Below are 19088 nucleotides of genomic sequence, written 5' to 3'. Positions count from 1 at the left end.
TTATCTTGTCATCAACTTCATACCACGAAAGTCTTAAACTATGTGATCGTGGCAGGTCTCCTGACTTATTCTATCTTTAAACGGCCTTCTCATCCCGCAAGGCAGAACAATGGCATTAGTATGTTTAAAGATTTTGTGTAGAACTTACAGTAGCGGGTCTGTTCAGGATTTACACCTGATTCCCTTTTAACTGCTTATTTCAGATTGAAAAAAGCAGACCAAAATCTGGGTAAAGATATAACTCAGGTATGGTGTCTGCAAATTAGAATTGTATTTTTTGAAAAAAACAAAAAAACCACTCCTAAAAATGAGTGGTTTTTACAGGAATGAAGGTGTTACTAACTCTATTTAAAAAAATAACCGATCGTTATTTGAAAAACTTTATTCTTCATGTCACTGTTGATAATATAATTTGTATTTGCAGTTACATCTTTAAACACATTGGTATAAGACAAATTATATCTTGCATCTGCATAAAACTTGTCTTTAAACTGATACCCCAATCCGAAATTTACAGAAGCGTCTACTCCATTTGAATAATCTTTTAAATCCATTTCTTCATGGTTATCATAACCTAAAAAGTTGTCTTGATATTTGTTATTTGCTTTTAGCAGAATTCCAACTTGAGGCCCTGCCTGAATGCTTAAACCTTTCACTACATAATATTTCAGCATTACAGGAATATTTAAATAGTTTAAGGCAATAGTACTTTTGTAATCTGAATTTTGAACCTCTGGATCTGAATACGAAATTTTCATTCCCTGCTGGCTGTACAATAATTCTGGCTGTACCGAGAAGTTTTTTGCCAAAGGAATTTCTGCCATTAAACCAGCTGTAAATCCTGTTTTACTTTTGGAATCCAATTCGTTTTCATCAAATGTCAAGCTCGAAATATTTAAACCTGCTTTTACACCCAATTTTACCTTTTCGGTTTGGGCCATTGCACCTGCACACATTAACAGCGCGCAGATTATTAGCTTTGATTTTTTCATCGTATTTTTTGTTTTTAAGAAGGGCAGTTCTACATGAGAACTGCCGTTTCTATCTGTAATTTGTTACTTTTTAATAATCTTAGCTGTATACTTTTTACCTTGAACCGTACAGTCTAAAATGTAAACTCCTGTAGTCAGCTGGCTTACATTTACACTTGATGGAACAGCTGAATAGGTTTTACTCCAAACCGCATTTCCTTCCATAGAGTAAATTTTCATTTCAGCTTCGCCTTCAGCTTTTTCAGCCAAGAAGATGTTTACATTTTCTGCCGCTGGATTTGGGAATACTCTGAAAGAATTTGTCAATTTTCCAATAAGAAGACCTTTTGAGTCAATTGGAGCAGACATACTTGTACAGCCATGTGCATTTGTTGCTTGAAGAGTATAACTTCCTTCCCAAATTGTTGCAACTGTTTTTTCGGTCGCATTCGGGATAATTCTTCCGTTTAAATACCACTGATAACCTGCAGCATCAGCAGAAGCTGTTATTTTATTTCCTTCTAATGCTTGAATTTCTGGTACTTTATTTTCTAAAACATTAATAGTTGTTGTAAAAATTTTCCCTAATCCGTGTTCGTTGTAAACAGTTACATAGTAATCTCCGCTTTCTGTAGTCGTGAAAGTTGGATCTGTTGAGCCGTCAAACCATTCGTAAGCCGCATAATTTCCTGGATTTAAAACTACTTCAGGTCCGCAAACATCACCGCTTGGCAATTCAGAATTGAAAGTATCGAATGTCACCGTTACTTTTTCTGTTAATGTACATCCGTTTTCAAGAACTGCCGTAACGATATAATCACCTGGTTTAGTTACTTCAATATCGCTGGTTACTTCTCCAGTATTCCATTTGTATGAAACTGCGTCTAACTCTTTAATCAGCAAATTGGTTTGAGCATTAATGTAAACGCTTTTACCAGCATAACCATGAATTGATGCGTTATCAAATAATTTAAAATCACCTGAAACTCCTTGGTAGTAATAATTCTCAATCGTATTATTTTGATCAATAATATCACCTTCCAACTTGGCTGTGAAATTAAAAATATGCGAATCGTCGTTTTGATCTAATTTTGGCAGTTTTTTGAACGTGTATTCTATACTTTCTCCAACCGGAATTCCAGCTTCAACTGTTTCCGTAATAGACTCTGAAGTGTTCAAATAATCAATTTTTACTTGAATACTATTTTCTTTAATCGCAATCTGACCTTCGTTGCTTAATCTTACTTTGTATTCCTGACTGCCGCAAACGTCTTTTGGCGATAAAATCTCCATTGCAACGTCTGTAACTTCTTCATTAAAGATTTTCAAGTCGTCTAAAACCATATACGAATATCCAGCTGCTTTTGCATGTCTAAAACGGAACATTACTGATTTTCCTCTGTATTTAGTGATATTCAATGATGCTCGTTTCCAATCTGTATCTATGTAGCTGCCTTCTTTATTTCTTCTCCAAAGTTCTGTCCATTCTCCACCAGCAGCTTTAATGTCTACCAGGAAAATATCATTCACATTACTTTGCATTGCATAATAAAACTCAACGGCAGAAGCTTTTTGAGACAATTTATACATTGGCGAAATTACTTCTCCGTAGTATGATAAATTCTCTAACGAACTATACAGCATATTTTTTGCAGTATCACCTGTATGATCATTTTTAGGAACTGTTAAGTTCGCATTATCTGGAGTGGTTACAATTCTCCACGGATAATTATCATCACTTTGACTTGAAACAAATCCTTTTTGTCCAAATAATGAACCCGCTGGCAAATTCGAAAAAGTTTCAACGCTTAATTCTGGGGCATTTGCTATGACTTCAAAAGATCCTTTTATAATCTGGGCGTTCTCTTTAGATTCATCAGCAGTATACGCTTTTACAGTAATTTCATATTTTCCTGCAGCCAATTGCGGTAAACCAGCCAAATTATAAGTGATGGTTTGTCCAACTAAAATAGTTTCGCTTTTCTCAAGCAAAATAGGGCTTCCAACAGCGTTGCCATTCTGACTGACTTGATATTCAAATGTGAATTTATTTACTTCTTTGTAAGCGCCATTTCTAACATTAACAGCAAATTCATGTGAAGGAGCATCTTCATAAACTGTTTCAGGAACACTTAAATTTGTAAGTCTTAAATTCGTTTTAGATTCTTTGATTTCGATATTATCTACCGCAAAACCATTAGCAAAATATCCATTATCATTTTGGACGAATGCAATCATAACACAAGATTTTCCTGCATATTCCGTCAAATCAACTCCATATTCCCACCAATTTCCATAATAAGGCATTTTAAACACTTCCTTCCAAGTTTCTCCTCCATCTGTACTTACTTTTACATATCCGTCAGAAAGATGCTGAGCATCTCCAAAACCGTCAAAAGTTAAATGCGCTGTTTTGTAATTTGTCAAATCAAATACTGGAGAAACCAACATATCGTTTGCTGCATCACAATTGCATTTATCATCGTTACTTGCCATAAATTTGGTATGATCTGCAATAAACCAACCTGGTGAACCTAAATCTGGACGTAAACCGTGTTTCCAACCTGCAGAACCTTTATTTTCAGCAGTTCTCCATCCTTTGTATTTAGAAGCGTCTTCAAAATCCATTTTATAAGGAAGAACAGAGATTTTCATATCTTCATTATTCCAATTATCGTAAGTAAGCGTCACGGCGTTATTTCCTTGTTTAAGATCTTTTGCCATATCTTCAGGAAAAACAGAAACCGTAATAGTGTGCTCTCCAATATTTTTTAAACTGATATTTGGCACTGAATACGATATTGTGTCTTTAAACTTGGCAAAGTTTAAAGTTGTTTTTTCAGTTTTTGAAAATACCTCCGTTTTTGCAGCATCAAGAACTTTAGTTGTAATATTAACCACTTGGCTAGCAGTAGCAAAATTGTTTGTAATCTTAGCTTTTATCGCAACATTGCTGTTATTAATATCACATTTTCCTGCATCTAGTTTTGCAGATAAAACTTCCAAATCGTAAGGAGCATCGCTTACCAAGATATTATCTATAAACCCTCCTAAAAATCCATCATAATAATCATCTGATTTTACACGAAAACGAATAGCTGCTTTTTTACCAGCAAGCTCATTTAAACGTATTTGATAAGGATCTTTTTTCAGATTATTGTTCACACCCGTAAACCATCCTCCATCAAATAAGTCATTTAAATGCTTGGTTTCTGGATAATTTACAGTTTCAACTTTTTTCCAGTTCTGGCCATTATCTTCAGAATATTCAACCACTAATCCGTCATAGCCAGTATGAAGCAAATAATACAAATCAAACTCAACATAAGGAGAAACTACATTGGTAAAGTCAAAAATTGGAGATTCTAAGACAAAATCAGAATTAAGTCCCATTCTTTCTGTTCCTTTAAAATCTACCATTCCCCACATATATTGCGATTTAACGGTTCTAAATGATGCAGGATAATTTTGGAATAAAAACTTTTGGTTTCCAGCTAATGCTTTTGTATTCCATCCTCCAGCTGTTCTTTCAAATCCTTCAGAATATGGAAACTGCGTAATAATTCCGTTATATGCAGCATTTATAATACTGTTATTTGTGGTAATTGGGTCTTGGGCAAATGTCACAAATCCCTCGTAAGTATGCAGACCAGGCGCAGATAAATCGAAAGTATTATCAAAAGAAACGGTCATTTCTGAATTTCCTTTAAAATCTGCCACAAGCGTAACATCTTTCCAAATGGTTGTACTTCCGGCAGCTGTATTAGCATATCCAACTTTAAGTACCGTTCCTGCCGGAATAGGTGCACAACCTAAATTAAAAATCGTCATCGATGACTGATAGTTTGACGGAAGCACGCCTCCTGTATAATAAGGCATAGTCAATGCAGTTGCTTTAAGATCGTAATCTTTTTGCGCCGCAGGAACAACGATTGGCGAAATAAAGGTATAGCCTTCTTTTGCTCCAAATTCAGCTATAGGATTTAAATCTACTTTTACTTCTATATAGTTTGTTGCTCCGCCACCTTGATATGGAATTTTGCTTTTTAATGGTAAAACCACTTCTTCACCTGGATTTAAATCTTTAGCAAAAGCAACTTTTCCGTCATAAGTATAAAAAGTGATTAATCTTCCAAGAGCACTCGCCATTGCTCTTAATTTGAAATTTAGATTTTCGTCGGCTTTAATTACGGTGCTCCCCGTATTTCTAATTTTTACATAAAAAGGTTCTTCTCCTGTTAATGGTCCGCACGGAACTGAAGGATTCTCAACAGAAACTAAAAGAATTTGTCTTTCTCCATAAGCAGGTCCCACACCAATTGCGTACCAAGCATTGGTTACTTGCTTGTATTCTTCAGAACCTAATCCGTACAAATCTTCTGTAGCCATCAAACTTGCCTGGCGCATTGCCATGAAATTTGAAGAAGGTGATAAATATTCTGTAAGTGTCGTGTAAGCAATTTTTTCGGCTTTTTCCAAACCAATTGATTTTACGCTATAACTGTTATTTAAGTCATTAACGCCTTCGCCACCTTCTACTAAAAGATAATACCAATAATTGGTAATTCCACTATTTTGGTGAACACCTCCATTGTCAACACTAGTATTGGCAGGATTTGTCCAAAATTCTCCACCGTAAGTATCTGGCTGACCAACCGCTTTTGGGTTGGCCATACTTCTTAAACTTCCGTGTTTGTACAATTCGTCTCCAAGCATCCAGATATCATTTTTAGAATCTTTTCCAGCATAAAGCTCAATCGAAATTCCAAAAATATCACTGAACGATTCGTTCATTGCTCCAGATTCTCCCAAATAAATTAAACCTGCCGAAAATTGCGTTACGGCATGCGTCATTTCGTGTCCTGTAATTCCTAAACTTACAAATGGCTGTTTGTCTCCATCACCAAACTGCGCCCATCCTCCTGTCCAAGATGCATTCTGAACATTGGTTCCTAAATGCGCAAGACCAAAAATGGTCATTCCTTTATCATCGACACTATTACGGTTAAATTTTTCTTCGTAATAATTCAGAGTCTTTTGCAATCCCCAATGAATATCGATTGCTGCTTCATCGTGATCTTTATTGTATAAATCATTCCAGTTGTTATCCTCATCGATATACTCTGTCAAAACTTCATCAGATGCGTGTTCAGCATGATTCATATTCAAAGTATAAATTGGCACTTTATATTTTCCTTCTAAAGTTTCCAATTTATAACCATCTGCATATTGTGTTGTGCCAAAAGTAACATCTCCTGCAAATCTGGCTTTTCCTTTACCAATGGCCGCTCTTCCATCAGCAGAAGGCGAAGATGACGAGCGAAGATCTCTGCTTAAATCAATTTTTAAGATTACTTTTCCAGTATTGGCATCTACATAAATCGTCTGGCTTGATTGCGGATTTGTAGCGAAAATATCATATTTCCATGCCAAATGGTATTCTGTCAATTCAGACGAGAAATTTGGTCCAACATAAACCAATTCGCCTTCTGGTTTTGTGCTAATTTTTTTATGCACTAAAGAAGATAACTTTTTGCTCTGCCAAACATATTCTTTTGCATTTACAGTATTTAATGCATTTTGCAAAGCCGTCGAAGCATTTACTTTATAATTACTGCTAGTTGGCAGCTTTTTGCTCACTGCACCAAATGCATCAATCTTAGATTTATCTTCTCTAACCTTGAAAATAGCTCCTTCTACAGGAACAGAATTGTGCAATTGCTGATACGTAGCCAAAGTTCGTCCGTGTTTATCTGAAACCGATTTTAACTGCATTCTATCTAAACCCGATAACTCGAAAGCGTCTTTTTTAACTTCAAATATATTTCTAGAAGTCAATTTTGCAGACTTTGCAAAAGACTTCACTTTTGTAGTGTCTGAAATCTGCACATTTTTGGCTGTTGCAGCGCTTTGGCTTTTGTCAAAAAATTTCTGGCTAGCCTTTAATCGTTGATTTACCGCATCACTTTCTTCCTGCGAAAGTGTGGTTCCGTTTACACTCTTTTGAGTTAATAAAACAGTAGGATCATCATTCTGATTACTGTTTTGATCTGTTGTTTTCTGAAAAACCTGATCTTTTTTCTGATTGGCGCTTGGCGATTGTATGGCCGTCTGCGCATTGGCCGATTTGTTTTTTGGTAAAGGTGACTGAGCCATTCCGACGGAACAGACTAAGAAACCCAACAAAAGAAACAAATACCTAGGGTTTGAGTAGGTTTGGTTCATTTTTTAAAATTTTTAGATTAGTATTAAGGCATTTTTAGTTCATAGTTTGCACTCTATTCGTTCGCACAAAAGCGCAAAAGCCTCGTCCAAAAATCAATTTGGCGATTGATTCTTAGATCCGGTTTTTGTTATTTTCTGTAGAATTTTTAAGAGTGCGCTCTTTTTTGTTTTTGTTTCCTCCAAAAGTTCATCTAAACTTTTATTCGGTTCATTTTTCTTTTTGTCCATCCAAACGTATTTTATAATCGTTTGGTAAATGTAGAATGGCAGTATCAGACTCAGAAAAAAAGGACTATTGCAAAAACACTCGCAGGCTAAAATGCATCACTAAAAAAACACTCATTTTAAAATAAAAACAACTATATCAAATAGTTACATTTTAAATTATTTTACAATGAATCGGCTTTAAAACTGTTCAGATAAGTAGAAAGATTTACTTTTTCGTTGGTCAAATCAAACTTTTTACGCAGTCTGGTGCGGGCATTTTCTATTGATTTAAACGATTGCCCAGTGATTTGAGAAATCTCTTTTGTCGTTAAATCTAAATATAGCAGCGCACAAAGACGGCGCTCTTTTGGAGTAAGTGTAGGATAATCTATGGTCAATTTATCGAAGAAAGATTTATGAACCTGCTCAAAACTAATTTCAAATTCTTTCCAGATATCGGTATTTAAATCTTTTTCCAGACGTTTTAAAACAATATCTATTGCTTGCTGCAATTCTTTATTTGGTGTTTTGAGTTTGATCTTTTTAAGGTCTGTCAGAATTTCATTGATGTTGTCTGTTCGGTGTATTTCAGACATTGCTTTGCCAACCAAAACCATGTTTTTAGCTTCAAGACTTTGTTTGAGTTCCTGCTGTTTGGCTTTTAATTTCTCCTGCTCCAATTGATTTTTGATGTGCTTATTTCGATATCGAATCAATAAAATAATGAGCACTAATATTCCAACAACCAATATTAATCCGACAACATAATATTTAAATCTGGTTTTCTCTTCGACCAGTGTTCTTATCTGACTTCTAACTTTATAGTCTTGTTCAAGCCTAATTCTTTCAAGGTTTACAGCTTTCTGTTCAATATTTATGCTGTCACTGATTTTATTGTATTCCTGAAAATAATAAACCGCATTCTTATAATCACCCATATTTAAATAGGCCTCATAAAGCATTTTATTCAATCTCATATTCGAAAAACCAAAGGGTTTATCTTTATTAAACTCAAAAGCCTTTTTTGCATTTACAATAGCGGCATCATATTTATTTTCTTCCAAATTATATTGCGAAAGAGATTCATACACAAATGATTTCAATGAATTATCGATGTTTGAATTAACCAAAGAAAAAGCCTTTTCAAAATAAAGTTCGGCATTCTTCTTATCTTTCTTTTTCGCATAAGTTCTTGCCAAATTGGTATAAATATATACTGTTAAAGTATTGTTTTTCAGCTTTTCGGTTATCAAATGTGCCTTTTGATAATAGTGTAAAGAAGAGTCTGCATTTTTGTCGAGATAGATTGTTCCAATATTATTTAGAATCTTAACCAATTTAGTCGAATCATTTTTAGCTTTCTGATACTTATATACATGCGAGAAAAATTTAAGGGCTTTTTCCTGATTATTGCTTTTTGCATACAAAATGGCAAGGTTGTTTTCTGCGCTGGCAATTTCTGCAGGATTGTTTTTTTCTTTATAAATATCATAAGCCTTCAAATAGTATTGCAGCGCCACGTCTAGAACATCTTTTGAGTCGTAAAGATTTCCTGCCGTTGTATATACTACAGCCAAAATTTCGTTTGATTTCTCTGTTTTTTTTGCTTCAGTTTCGGCCAGTTCTATATACTTGACCGCCCTTTCCCAATCTGTTTTATTTAATTTTAATGCTATTTTGCAGCACAAATCGGCCTTACGAGCAGGATTATTGATTGTGTTTAAGCTATCTATCAGCTCTTTTGTTGAAGATTGCGGATAAGCAAAAAAAGTTATTAAAATAAAAAATATGCAAAGTAATCGACCCATCGTGTGTAAAAATGATAAAGATGGGTTCAAAATTATAGAAAATTATCAGTAATTAACAACAAACAGATAAAATAAACATTATTCTAAAAGAACTCAAAAGTTAATCATGATTTACGATTTGGCGAAAAAGTAGCAATGTTCCATTATTATCCTTTTTCCATACATTGATACTTTTTCCTTTTACATTTCCATGATTATCGCCATCTCGCCAATCAACGCTGTAAAAACCAAATTCTACAATGGCTTTTTGTGCATAAATAATGTTTGAGGTTTGAATTGAAATTTGCTCAATACGCAATGTTCCCGGTTTTTCATGCTCGGTAAAATAAGCTGTAATTTCCTTTTCTCCAGAAAGAATTGGAGTATAATAAGTTAAATACATAGCATCTGGCATAAACATTTTGGCATGCTCTGCTCCTTGCCTATTCTGCACCAGATTTTTAATCATATTATTTCTTTCTTTTACTTCTAAAGTTAATTTATCAGATGAAATATACTCTTTTGTTGGCGGAATTGCGGCATCATCTATGTTTGGAATGTTTTTATCATCAAAATAACTTGCGGAACCCCAAATCTCGGCCGCAATCGTAAGAGGTTGATTCTTTTTGGAAGGTTTGGCCCATAAAACTGAATATTTTCCGGAATAAGAAAATGCATTTTGTCCATTTAGATTTAAATTTTCGGCAAAAGTTCCAATTTCTAAAACATAGTTTCCAAAGTCCTGCAGTTCCAAAATTGTTTTTTGATAAGAATTAATTTTTGCCTGTGCTAGCCATTGTTCATAAAATGCTTCAATTGCTTTTCTCCCTAGACGTTGCCTGCTGTGTTCTGGCATAAATATGGTTTCATCTGTATAAGCTTTTGCCAAATCGCCCTGATTTCCTTTTATAAAAACATTTGCAAATGAAGTATTATACTCTTCAATTTGTTTTTTAATAACCGAATCACTTTTACTTCCTTGAGCAAAACCAGCAAATGCAAAAAGAAGAAAGGCTAAACTTAACTTGATCATAGCATATATGTTTTGGTTAAGACACAAATATACAACATTGACATTCAGTATTTTAAAAACAAATCAAAGGATTTAAAAACAACTTTCCAATAGCTCTATTTTTACTAGAAAGAATCAAAATGGAAAGTTAATTTTTAGAAAAATAACCATTAATAAGACAATAATTAGTTTTATAAAATGTTTATATATAAAAGATTATGATGCATCTAATCTTCGATATAAACCCTCAAGATTAATATTTATACAAAAAATGAAAAAAATATTTTTAATAATAGCCTTTACTTCTTTTTCGCTACACAGTTTTGCTCAAGAACTTGATAATAAATTCAAATCAATTCCAGCAAAGAAATCTCCTGTAAAAGAAGTTATTCCGCTAAAAGAAGCCGCACCCAAAGAAAATCCGCCGGCACCTGTCGAAAAACCTGCGCCACTGCAAGTTAATCCAGACGAACTATTTAAAAACACAAATCTCTATAAGCCAGAGGCCAATGTAGAAGGAATTTTTTACAGAAGAAATCAGTTTTTAGGAAATATCTATACCACTTCAGCCACTTCTACTATTATGTACCGTGATGCAGCCTTTGTAGACGGCGATAAAGTAAAAGTATATTTGAACGATAAAGTTATTGAGCCAGAAGTATTTTTGAATGGCGATTTTAAAAGCGTCAAAATAAATCTTGAAAAAGGAATCAATAAAATTGATATCGAAGCTTTAAACGAAGGTTTTGCTTCTCCAAATACAGCCGAATTTAAAGTTTATGACGATAAAGGCCAAGTTATTTCGTCAAGCGAATGGAATGTTGGTACGGGATATAAAGCTGTTATTGTTTTAGTTAAAGAATAAAACTCAGAAACAAAAAATTGTAATAAATCATAAAAAACACTTAAAACTGCTGGTTTCAGCAGTTTTTTACTTGGATATATGTAGTTAACTACGTAGTTTTGTACTCATATTTAATTTTTGAAATTATCATGAAGATTCAACCAATACAAAATGAGTGCGAAAACCAAATCGTAGATCTAATATTAAACATTCAGCAAAAAGAATTCAACGTTTCGATTACTTTAGAAGATCAGCCAGATTTACTAGATATTGAAAACTTCTACTATAAACCAGGCGGCATTTTTCTTGGTGCATTTATAGATGAAAAACTTGTTGGAACGATTGCTTTGGTAAAGTTTAGCAAAGAAGGCGCAGCTATTAGAAAAATGTTTGTAAAGAAAGAATTCCGAGGAAAAGAGTTCAATATTGCGCAACAGTTATTGGAACAATTAATAAAGTACAGTGAAGAAAACGGAATTAAAGACTTATATTTAGGAACGGTTTCTATATTGCAGGCTGCTTTGCGCTTTTATGAAAAGAATAATTTTATTAGAATACAAAAAGAAGCACTTCCCGCCGATTTTCCGTTAATGAAACCTGATAATGTTTTTTGTCATTTAAAATTAAATCCATAAAAATGAATATAATTGACGAAATTGGCATCTTAGCCATATCAACACGTCTGCAGCGTCTTAGCGAACAATTTCGCAAAGACGGCGCGCAGATTTATACTTATTTTAATATTGATTTTGAACCTAAATGGTTTCCTGTAATTTACACGCTGCATGTAAAAGAAATGCTAAGCGTGGTTGAAATTGCTAATGAAATTGGCTACAGCCATCCTTCAACCATTAGTTTATTAAAGGAACTGGAGAAGGAAAAAATGATTAGTTCTAAAAAAGACAAACAAGACGAACGCAAAAGATTGATTATCTTAACACCAAAAGGCAAAGAACTGGTTACTAAAATGCAGCCCGTTTGGGATATTATGAGAAAAACTTTGCACGAAATCACCAATACTCAGAACAACCTGCTTAAAGCAATAGAAGAAGCAGAACAAAATCTGACTAGACAAAGCCTTTTTCAGAGAGCTATTGAACAAAAAAGTTAAGTTTATTCTTTACCCGTAATCTTTTTTCTATGATTATGCCCCCACTTTGCTAGAGAATCAATCACTTCTTTTAAGGTATGCCCATATTCTGTTAATTGATATTCAACTGTTATGGGCTGTGTATTTAAAACAGTTCGTGTTACCAATTGATTTTCTTCGAGATTTTTCAATTCTCTGCTCAGCATTTTTCCTGAAATCCCTTCAACTTCCTTTAATAAATCAGAAAATCTTAAAGTATTAAAGCAAAGTGATGCTATAATAGAAATTTTCCATCTTCCGTTTAAAATATACATGGCGTCATGCACTGCCATAATATGCTGATTGCATGATTTTTTATCGTGTATGGGCTCTTTTATCATATTCTATTGATAGGTTACCTCAATGTTACAGTTACTTTTGGTAATCAGATGACAAAAATACACTGAAAGTTTTTACATTTGAATACAAATTTTAATTATAAAGAAAAATGGCCTTAATAGATGCATTAAAGTGGCGTTATGCTACAAAAAAAATGAACGGACAAGCTGTTCCGCAAGAAAAAGTAGATTATATTCTTGAAGCTGCAAAACTAGCTCCATCTTCTTCTGGTTTACAGCCTTACAAAATTTTTGTAATTACAAACCAAGAAGTAAAAGAAAAACTAAGAGCGGTAAGTTTTGATCAAAGTCAAGTTACAGATGCTTCTCATGTTTTGGTTTGGGCTGCTTGGGATGGTTACAGTTTAGAGAAGATTTCTGCTGTATTTAATAAAACAATCGCTGAAAGAGGAATTCCTGCTGATGCAATGGATGAATACAAACAGAGACTTTGGGGTATGTACGAGCCTCTTGGACAAGAATGGCATGCTAACCACGCTGCAAAACAAGCTTATATTTCTTTTGGTATAGCAATCGCTGCAGCTGCCGAACAGCAAGTAGACGCAACTCCAATGGAAGGTTTTATTCCTGCAGAAGTAGACAAGCTTTTAGGTTTAAGTGAACTTGGACTAAAAAGTGTTTTAGTTTTACCTTTAGGATATAGAGACGATTCGAACGACTGGCTTGTAAACTTGAAAAAAGTGAGAACTCCACATGATGAATTTATAACAGAAATCAAGTAAAAAATTAATTTTTGCTTAATTCAGAATGCTTTTGAGATAGTGTTACAGCACTATTTCAGAAGCATTTTTAGTTTAAACATTTCATTTTCAAACTAAAACGCAATTTAGTTTGGTAAACACAAAAAACCGATTTTACGAAGCTTCTATTATTTTTTAATTATATACAAAAAAAGGTACGGATTACGGATAATTAAATAATATTGTATCCCTAATTTTGTTTTTATCCAAAACAATTCAATCTTATTTACAACAACTAAAATTCTAACATTATGTCTGATTTTTTAACGCAATTTGGGGAAGATCTAAAAAAGAACGTCCCAGGGTTCATCGCAGTTTCTGTAGCTGAAATTGCAAGCGGTATGTCGTACTATTCTCAATCTGTAGTGTCAGATTTTGATCCCGAATTGGCATCAGCTTACAATCTTGAAGTAGTTAAAGCAAAAATGAATGCTATTAAAGCTTTAGGACTACAAGGGCAGGTAATTGATAATATCATGATTACACTAAGTTCTCAAATTCACATTATTGATGTATCTGACAATCAGGAATATTTCATTTACTTGGCTGTAGATTCTACAAAAGCTAATTTAGGTATGACAAAATCTATCCTTAATAAATACAAAAAAGAAATCGTAGCTAAATTATAACACAATTTTACCTCTTGTAAAAAGGAATATTCTGACTCAGAATATTCCTTTTTATTTTTTATACAAAATGCTCCTGTTTCTTTCAAAATATTTTATATTTCGAAACGTAAACAGAGATTGGTATAAATGGAATTACGCGCTTATTTTGAAAAATATTCTGATGAAGCAACTTGTATTGAAGTGCTCAAAAACAAACGTTTAGAGAACGGCCTTTTGTGCAGGAAATGTGGCCACAATGCGCATTCTTTCAGACAGAGCGACTTAAAATTTCAGTGCCGTAAATGCGGCAGCCGTACTAGTCTCCGTTCAGGAACTGTGATGGAAAATTCGAATCTTCCTGTTCGATACTGGATGATCTGTATCGAATTGATGACACTTTCGCATAGAAGATTATCCATACTTAGAATTCAATATCTTTTAGGACATAAACGTTACGAACCTATTTGGATGATGGTGCAGAAAATTCGTCTGGTCATGAAAATTAGAGATGAAAAATACAGACTAAGAGCTTATTCTGAATTTGACCCTGAATTTCTTCAGAAAATTGACAAACTCGCGATGCAGAAAAAAGTCACAGAATTGTAAATGGTGAGTTGTGAAATGCTAAGATTGCTAATAAAAATAGCCACAGATTACAGGATTAAAAGGATTTAAAAAAATCTGTGTTAATCTTGTAATCTGTGGCTTTATAATTTTATTGGAATCGATGAATCTTTGCGCGGGCTTCGACTTCGCTCAGCCTGACATACTTTTCATTCACTGTGAAAAGCATATGCTACATAAGAAAACAAGCCACAGATTATAAGGATTAAAAAGATTAAAAAAATCTGTGACAATCCTTATAATTTGTCGCTTTGTAATTCTACTTTAAGATTGCTTTGGAAAATTTACAATTAACCATTTACAATTCACAATTATTATTATTTCTTCTTATTCTTTTTAGCTTTAGATCGTTTCGCTTTGTTTTTAGCGATTTTTTTGGCTTTTGCCTTATCCTTCGCTTTTTTAGCTTTGGCTTTCTTTTTTGCTTTAGCCTTTAATTTTGCTTTTTTCGCTTTCTCTTTCTTTTTGTCTTTTGCTTTTTCTTTTTTCTTAGCTGTAGCTTTTTTCTTTTTCAGCTTTTCTTTTTTCTCTTTGTCTTTCACTTTTATATTTTTTTTAGATTTGGGCTGATCTTCATTTTCTTCTGATGTTTCAGCTTCTGCTTCAGATACCGTTTCTTCTCCCGATTCTGCTTCTTTATTTTCTACTACTTCTTCAGTTGCAGCTTTTTTGGGAGCTCTTTTAGGTTTTGGTTTTGATTCTGGAATTTCTACAGCCGATTCAGCTTCCGATGTCGGAGTTTCCTGCTGTTCATTTTCTTCGTTTGAAACAACTGGAGCAGCTTCTACTTCCTGATCGATTTCATTAGCAAGTACTTCTTTTGTCATTATTCTGTTAATTTTAAGAGATTAATTAAATTTATTTTGGATTAAACTAGTTTTTAATGTTATTAAATCATTAAATTAACATCAAAAAATAATAAACAAAGATAGATTGAAAAAGACATTCGCCAATGTTAAGTTTTTTGTGAATACAAAAAACAGAATATATTTATTTAAAAATCAAACACTTATCCAATGTTAAGTTTTTCATCGTCCTTTTTTTGAAATTTAAAACGTCTTTACAGCCTTTTTAGATCTGTTCTTTCTTTACAAAAATGAGTGGCGAATTGCATAATTTCGTTTTAAATTTGATAAAATGATTCACGATATAGCATATCAATCCATTAAGCCCAATAAAAAACTCTCAGATTTTGTGGATAGTTTTTGGAGTATGAAGAATAAATCGTATCAAACTTTAGAAACAATTGGCCTTCCCGACGGTCGAATTGATTTATCACTGATAAAAACTGCTGAAACTTCTTTTCAAATTAGACTTCTTGGCCTCGGAACACAACAATACGAAAAAGGAAAAATTCCCGCCAATAGTCTCACTTTTACAATCAGTTTTAAACTTCCTGCTGTTGAATATGTTTTTCATGAAAGCATTTCAGATCTTTTAAATTCTGGAAAACTGCTTGCAAATAATTTTTGGGATTTTAATGAAGATGATCTTGAAGATTTCGAATTATTCTCCGCAAAAGCTTCTTTAAAAATTAGCTCTTTATTAGAAAAAGAAATTGATACTAGAAAGCAAAAACTATTTAGGCTCATTTATGAAACTAACGGAGATATGACGGTGAAAGAATTATCGGAAAGATCAAACTGGAGCAGCCGTCAAATCAACAGATATTTCAATCAGTATTTTGGAATTTCGTTAAAAGGATATTGTTCGATTCTTCGTTTTCGCGCTTCTCTCGAACATATTGCAAAAGGAAAATTGTTTCCAGAAGAGAATTTTTCAGATCAGACCCATTTTATTAAAGAGATCAAGAAGATTTCGGGTTCACTTCCGAAAGAATTATTTCAAAACAAAAACGACCGATTTATACTATTATCTGCTCTTTCCTCTAAATAATTTTGTGGCATAGATTTTAAATACAAAACTATGTTACTACAAAATAAACATGTTGCCATTATTGGCGGCGGAATGGGCGGTTTAATGTTAGCCCGTCTTTTACAATTACAAAATAGTATTGTAAAAGTTTACGAAAGAGACCTCAACTCTGAAGTTCGCGTTCAAGGTTCTCCGTTAGATTTACATGAAGATTCGGGTTTAATAGCCATGAAACAAGCTGACTTATTGGATGAATTTTATAAAAATATCAGGCCAAACGCCAGCAAAGCCCGAATTGTTGATCAAAATTTTAATTTGAAATTTGACGAGCATTCCATTATAAAAGAGTCTTTACAAACAAATTCAGAGGAAAACAATTCAAATTCACTTCAAGACATTTCAAAACCTCGTCCAGAAATAGATCGTTCAGTTCTTCGAAACATTTTATTGAATTCTCTTTCTCCTGATTCCATTGTCTGGAACAGCCAATTTATTGCTATGGAAAAAGAAAATGAACGTTGGCGAGTGCATTTTAAGAACGGAAATACGATTTACGCAGATTTGGTAATTGCCGCTGATGGCGCAAACTCTAAAGTCCGTCCTTATATAAGTGCAGAAAAGCCAATTTATTCTGGCATTACCATGATTGAAGGAACTATTTACAACGCAAAAGAAAATGCTCCTCATCTTTTTGAGTTTTCGAAAGGCGGAAAAGTTCTTGCCTTAGGAAAAGAACAAACCATTATGTATGGCACCAAAGGAGATGGTTCTCTGATGTTTTTGATTAGCAGTAAAATTCCCGAAAACTGGATTTCAGAAAATGATTTAGATTTCAAAGACAATTCAAAGATTTTTGAATGGTTTAAAGAAGTTTATCACGATTGGAGTTCTGAATGGAATGAGTTGTTTAAAAGCAGCGAATTGTATTTTATTCCGCGTCCGCAATATTATTTTCCGTTTAACCAATCTTGGGAAACACAGGGAAATTTGACCATGATTGGCGATGCAGCGCATAGAATGCCTCCTTTTGCTGGAAAGGGCGCTAATTTGGCTCTGCTTGACGCTGCTGAATTGGCCGATTGTTTAACCAATAACAAGTTTCCGGATATGAAAACTGCTATTTCTTATTTTGAAAAACGAATGCTGGAAAGAGCCGCAATTGCCTTAGAAAATACTTTAAAGAATGGAGAACAACTGCATGCTGAAAATGCTTTAGAAAAATTGCTTTCTATTTTTAACCCAACAATCTAAACTTAATTCATTTTATTTCAATCGCTTACATTTTTTACATAAATTTACAAATACCCGAAAAACATTTTCTTCGCCAATATAAGTTTCACCAAATAAATTTATACCATGAGGCATTTTCTACTCCTATTCTTTTTTGCTGGTTTCATGCATTCTTCTTTCGGACAAAAAACAGCCGATTCTATTCCCAAAAAAGAAAAGAAAATTGAACTGCGAGTAATGCCTTATCTAAGCTACAATCGGAATCTTGATTTTATGTTTGGCGCAATTCCGATGGCAATGTATAAAGTGAATCAAGCTGATACTATTTCGCCAAAATCATTATCTGGAATGTCTGCCATTTATACGACTAATAAATCGTATGCTTTGGCCTTTTTTAATAAATGGTATTTGAATGAAGACAAATGGCGTTTGAAGTTTTTCTTTTTTAACGGAAATCAGAATTCGCAGTTTTATGTGGATGATATCGATCAGCCTGATTTTTATGATTACGGAACCAAAATAACTGTGATAAGCGCTGGAGGCCAGCGCAAAATTGTTGGAAAATTCTATGGCGGACTTTCTTATACCTATTCGCATTATAATACAATTTATGAAAATGATATTTCTCCATCTTCTGTTTCTCATAGCAATGCAGTTGTCTTCAATTTATTGTATGATACGAGAGATGCCGTTTATTATCCGACCAAAGGCTACAAAATTAAAATGGATTGGTCTACATATCCAAAATTTCTAGATAACCAATTGGCATCAAACCGAATATCGTTTCAAGCCAATAAATATATACCAAACAGAGAAGGCAAAGATGTTATAGCTGCGCGTGTTTATGGCAAGTTCGGACTCGGAAATGTTGCTTTTGAACAGCAGAGCACCATTGGCGGGACTGACATACGCGGTTATTCTGAAGGGAAATATAGAGGTTCAGGTTTAATGGATATTCAAGGTGAGTACCGATATAATTTTGCAAAGAAAATGGGTTTGGTAGGCTTTTTTGGTATTGCAACAATTTACGGTTCTGATACTCCAAGCTTTGATTGGAAAATTTATCCTGGCGGCGGTGTTGGCTATCGATACAATCCTTTCAAAAAATCAAAATTTAATGTTGGTCTTGACGGTGCAGTCGGTAAAGGAGATTGGGGAGTTTATTTTAGAATTGGTGAAGCTTTTTAATTTTATAAAGAATATTCAGAAAAAGGACTGTCTTAAAAATGAGCAGTCCTTTTTCTTTTTTCATATAGTTTTCCAGCTTTCAAATGAAGCTTCATTAGTGTTTTAAAAATGGAATTTCTTTCTAAATATCTTATTCGATTGAAACAATTTCAGCAAAAATAGTTCGGTTCCTCTTTTAAGACAGATGCTTTCTCACACTACTGTAACGCATTTTATTGTTTCAAAACCTGTTTTTTATGTTTCATTTTATAATCTGCAACATAGAAAAAAATATTTCATAGCTATCTTT

Annotated in this window: 14 protein-coding genes, 1 pseudogene and 1 riboswitch; of the genes and pseudogenes, 9 read left to right on the top strand and 6 right to left on the bottom strand. The window is 33.6% G+C overall.

Features of this window, described 5'->3' with window-relative positions; translation table 11 throughout:
- Nucleotides 1-33: 33 nt before the first annotated feature.
- Nucleotides 34-238, bottom strand: a riboswitch (cobalamin riboswitch).
- Between the two features lie 106 nt (nt 239-344).
- The 4 genes from ACNRYB_RS14180 to ACNRYB_RS14165 form a co-directional block, all read right to left on the bottom strand.
- Nucleotides 345-992: a porin family protein gene (locus ACNRYB_RS14180; protein WP_473727639.1), complete on the bottom strand. Its 648-nt coding sequence runs from the start codon at nt 990-992 to the stop codon at nt 345-347.
- Between the two features lie 63 nt (nt 993-1055).
- On the bottom strand, nt 1056-7196 hold the full coding sequence (locus ACNRYB_RS14175; protein ID WP_473727638.1) for a M4 family metallopeptidase: 6141 nt from the start codon (nt 7194-7196) through the stop codon (nt 1056-1058).
- A gap of 389 nt (nt 7197-7585) precedes the next feature.
- On the bottom strand, nt 7586-9211 hold the full coding sequence (locus ACNRYB_RS14170; RefSeq protein ID WP_473727637.1) for a tetratricopeptide repeat protein: 1626 nt from the start codon (nt 9209-9211) through the stop codon (nt 7586-7588).
- Nucleotides 9212-9311: 100 nt separating this feature from the next.
- On the bottom strand, nt 9312-10223 hold the full coding sequence (locus tag ACNRYB_RS14165; RefSeq protein ID WP_473727636.1) for a YybH family protein: 912 nt from the start codon (nt 10221-10223) through the stop codon (nt 9312-9314).
- A gap of 250 nt (nt 10224-10473) precedes the next feature.
- Between ACNRYB_RS14165 and ACNRYB_RS14160 the strand changes: the two genes are divergently transcribed.
- The 3 genes from ACNRYB_RS14160 to ACNRYB_RS14150 all read left to right on the top strand — a co-directional run bounded on the left by ACNRYB_RS14160 (nt 10474) and on the right by ACNRYB_RS14150 (nt 12157).
- Nucleotides 10474-11067, top strand: coding sequence for a hypothetical protein (locus tag ACNRYB_RS14160; RefSeq protein WP_473727635.1), 594 nt, complete (start codon nt 10474-10476; stop codon nt 11065-11067).
- 128 nt (nt 11068-11195) lie between these two features.
- Entirely contained in the window at nt 11196-11681 is a 486-nt protein-coding gene (locus tag ACNRYB_RS14155) for a GNAT family N-acetyltransferase (protein ID WP_473727634.1), read from the top strand.
- 2 nt (nt 11682-11683) lie between these two features.
- Nucleotides 11684-12157 carry a MarR family winged helix-turn-helix transcriptional regulator gene (locus ACNRYB_RS14150; protein ID WP_343706105.1) on the top strand — a complete coding sequence of 158 codons (474 nt, stop codon included), beginning with the start codon at nt 11684-11686 and terminating at the stop codon, nt 12155-12157.
- A 2-nt stretch (nt 12158-12159) separates the two neighbouring features.
- Here ACNRYB_RS14150 and ACNRYB_RS14145 read toward each other — a convergent pair whose 3' ends face one another.
- A complete protein-coding gene (locus ACNRYB_RS14145; RefSeq protein WP_242502517.1) occupies nt 12160-12516 on the bottom strand; it encodes a winged helix-turn-helix transcriptional regulator in 357 nt (118 codons plus the stop codon).
- A 107-nt stretch (nt 12517-12623) separates the two neighbouring features.
- Between ACNRYB_RS14145 and ACNRYB_RS14140 the strand changes: the two genes are divergently transcribed.
- The 3 genes and pseudogenes from ACNRYB_RS14140 to ACNRYB_RS14130 all read left to right on the top strand — a co-directional run.
- Nucleotides 12624-13256, top strand: coding sequence for a nitroreductase family protein (locus tag ACNRYB_RS14140; protein ID WP_473727633.1), 633 nt, complete (start codon nt 12624-12626; stop codon nt 13254-13256).
- Between the two features lie 269 nt (nt 13257-13525).
- Complete coding sequence (locus ACNRYB_RS14135; RefSeq protein WP_129746803.1) at nt 13526-13903, top strand: hypothetical protein; 378 nt, start codon at nt 13526-13528, stop codon at nt 13901-13903.
- Nucleotides 13904-14029: 126 nt separating this feature from the next.
- A pseudogene (locus ACNRYB_RS14130) lies at nt 14030-14452 on the top strand (transposase); the annotation flags it as partial.
- 371 nt (nt 14453-14823) lie between these two features.
- Here ACNRYB_RS14130 and ACNRYB_RS14125 read toward each other — a convergent pair.
- Nucleotides 14824-15333 (bottom strand): hypothetical protein, encoded by a 510-nt coding sequence (locus ACNRYB_RS14125; protein ID WP_473727632.1) that lies wholly within the window; start codon nt 15331-15333, stop codon nt 14824-14826.
- A gap of 310 nt (nt 15334-15643) precedes the next feature.
- Between ACNRYB_RS14125 and ACNRYB_RS14120 the strand changes: the two genes are divergently transcribed.
- The 3 genes from ACNRYB_RS14120 to ACNRYB_RS14110 all read left to right on the top strand — a co-directional run bounded on the left by ACNRYB_RS14120 (nt 15644) and on the right by ACNRYB_RS14110 (nt 18799).
- On the top strand, nt 15644-16402 hold the full coding sequence (locus tag ACNRYB_RS14120) for a helix-turn-helix domain-containing protein (protein WP_473727631.1): 759 nt from the start codon (nt 15644-15646) through the stop codon (nt 16400-16402).
- A 30-nt stretch (nt 16403-16432) separates the two neighbouring features.
- Entirely contained in the window at nt 16433-17632 is a 1200-nt protein-coding gene (locus ACNRYB_RS14115) for an FAD-dependent oxidoreductase (RefSeq protein ID WP_473727630.1), read from the top strand.
- Nucleotides 17633-17737: 105 nt separating this feature from the next.
- Nucleotides 17738-18799 carry a BamA/TamA family outer membrane protein gene (locus ACNRYB_RS14110; protein ID WP_473727629.1) on the top strand — a complete coding sequence of 354 codons (1062 nt, stop codon included), beginning with the start codon at nt 17738-17740 and terminating at the stop codon, nt 18797-18799.
- The last annotated feature ends 289 nt before the right edge of the window (nt 18800-19088 follow it).

The organism is Flavobacterium sp. CR10, from assembly GCF_055814415.1.
Note: the sequence above shows the minus strand (reverse complement) of the source record. Positions and strands in the feature narration are given on the sequence as shown.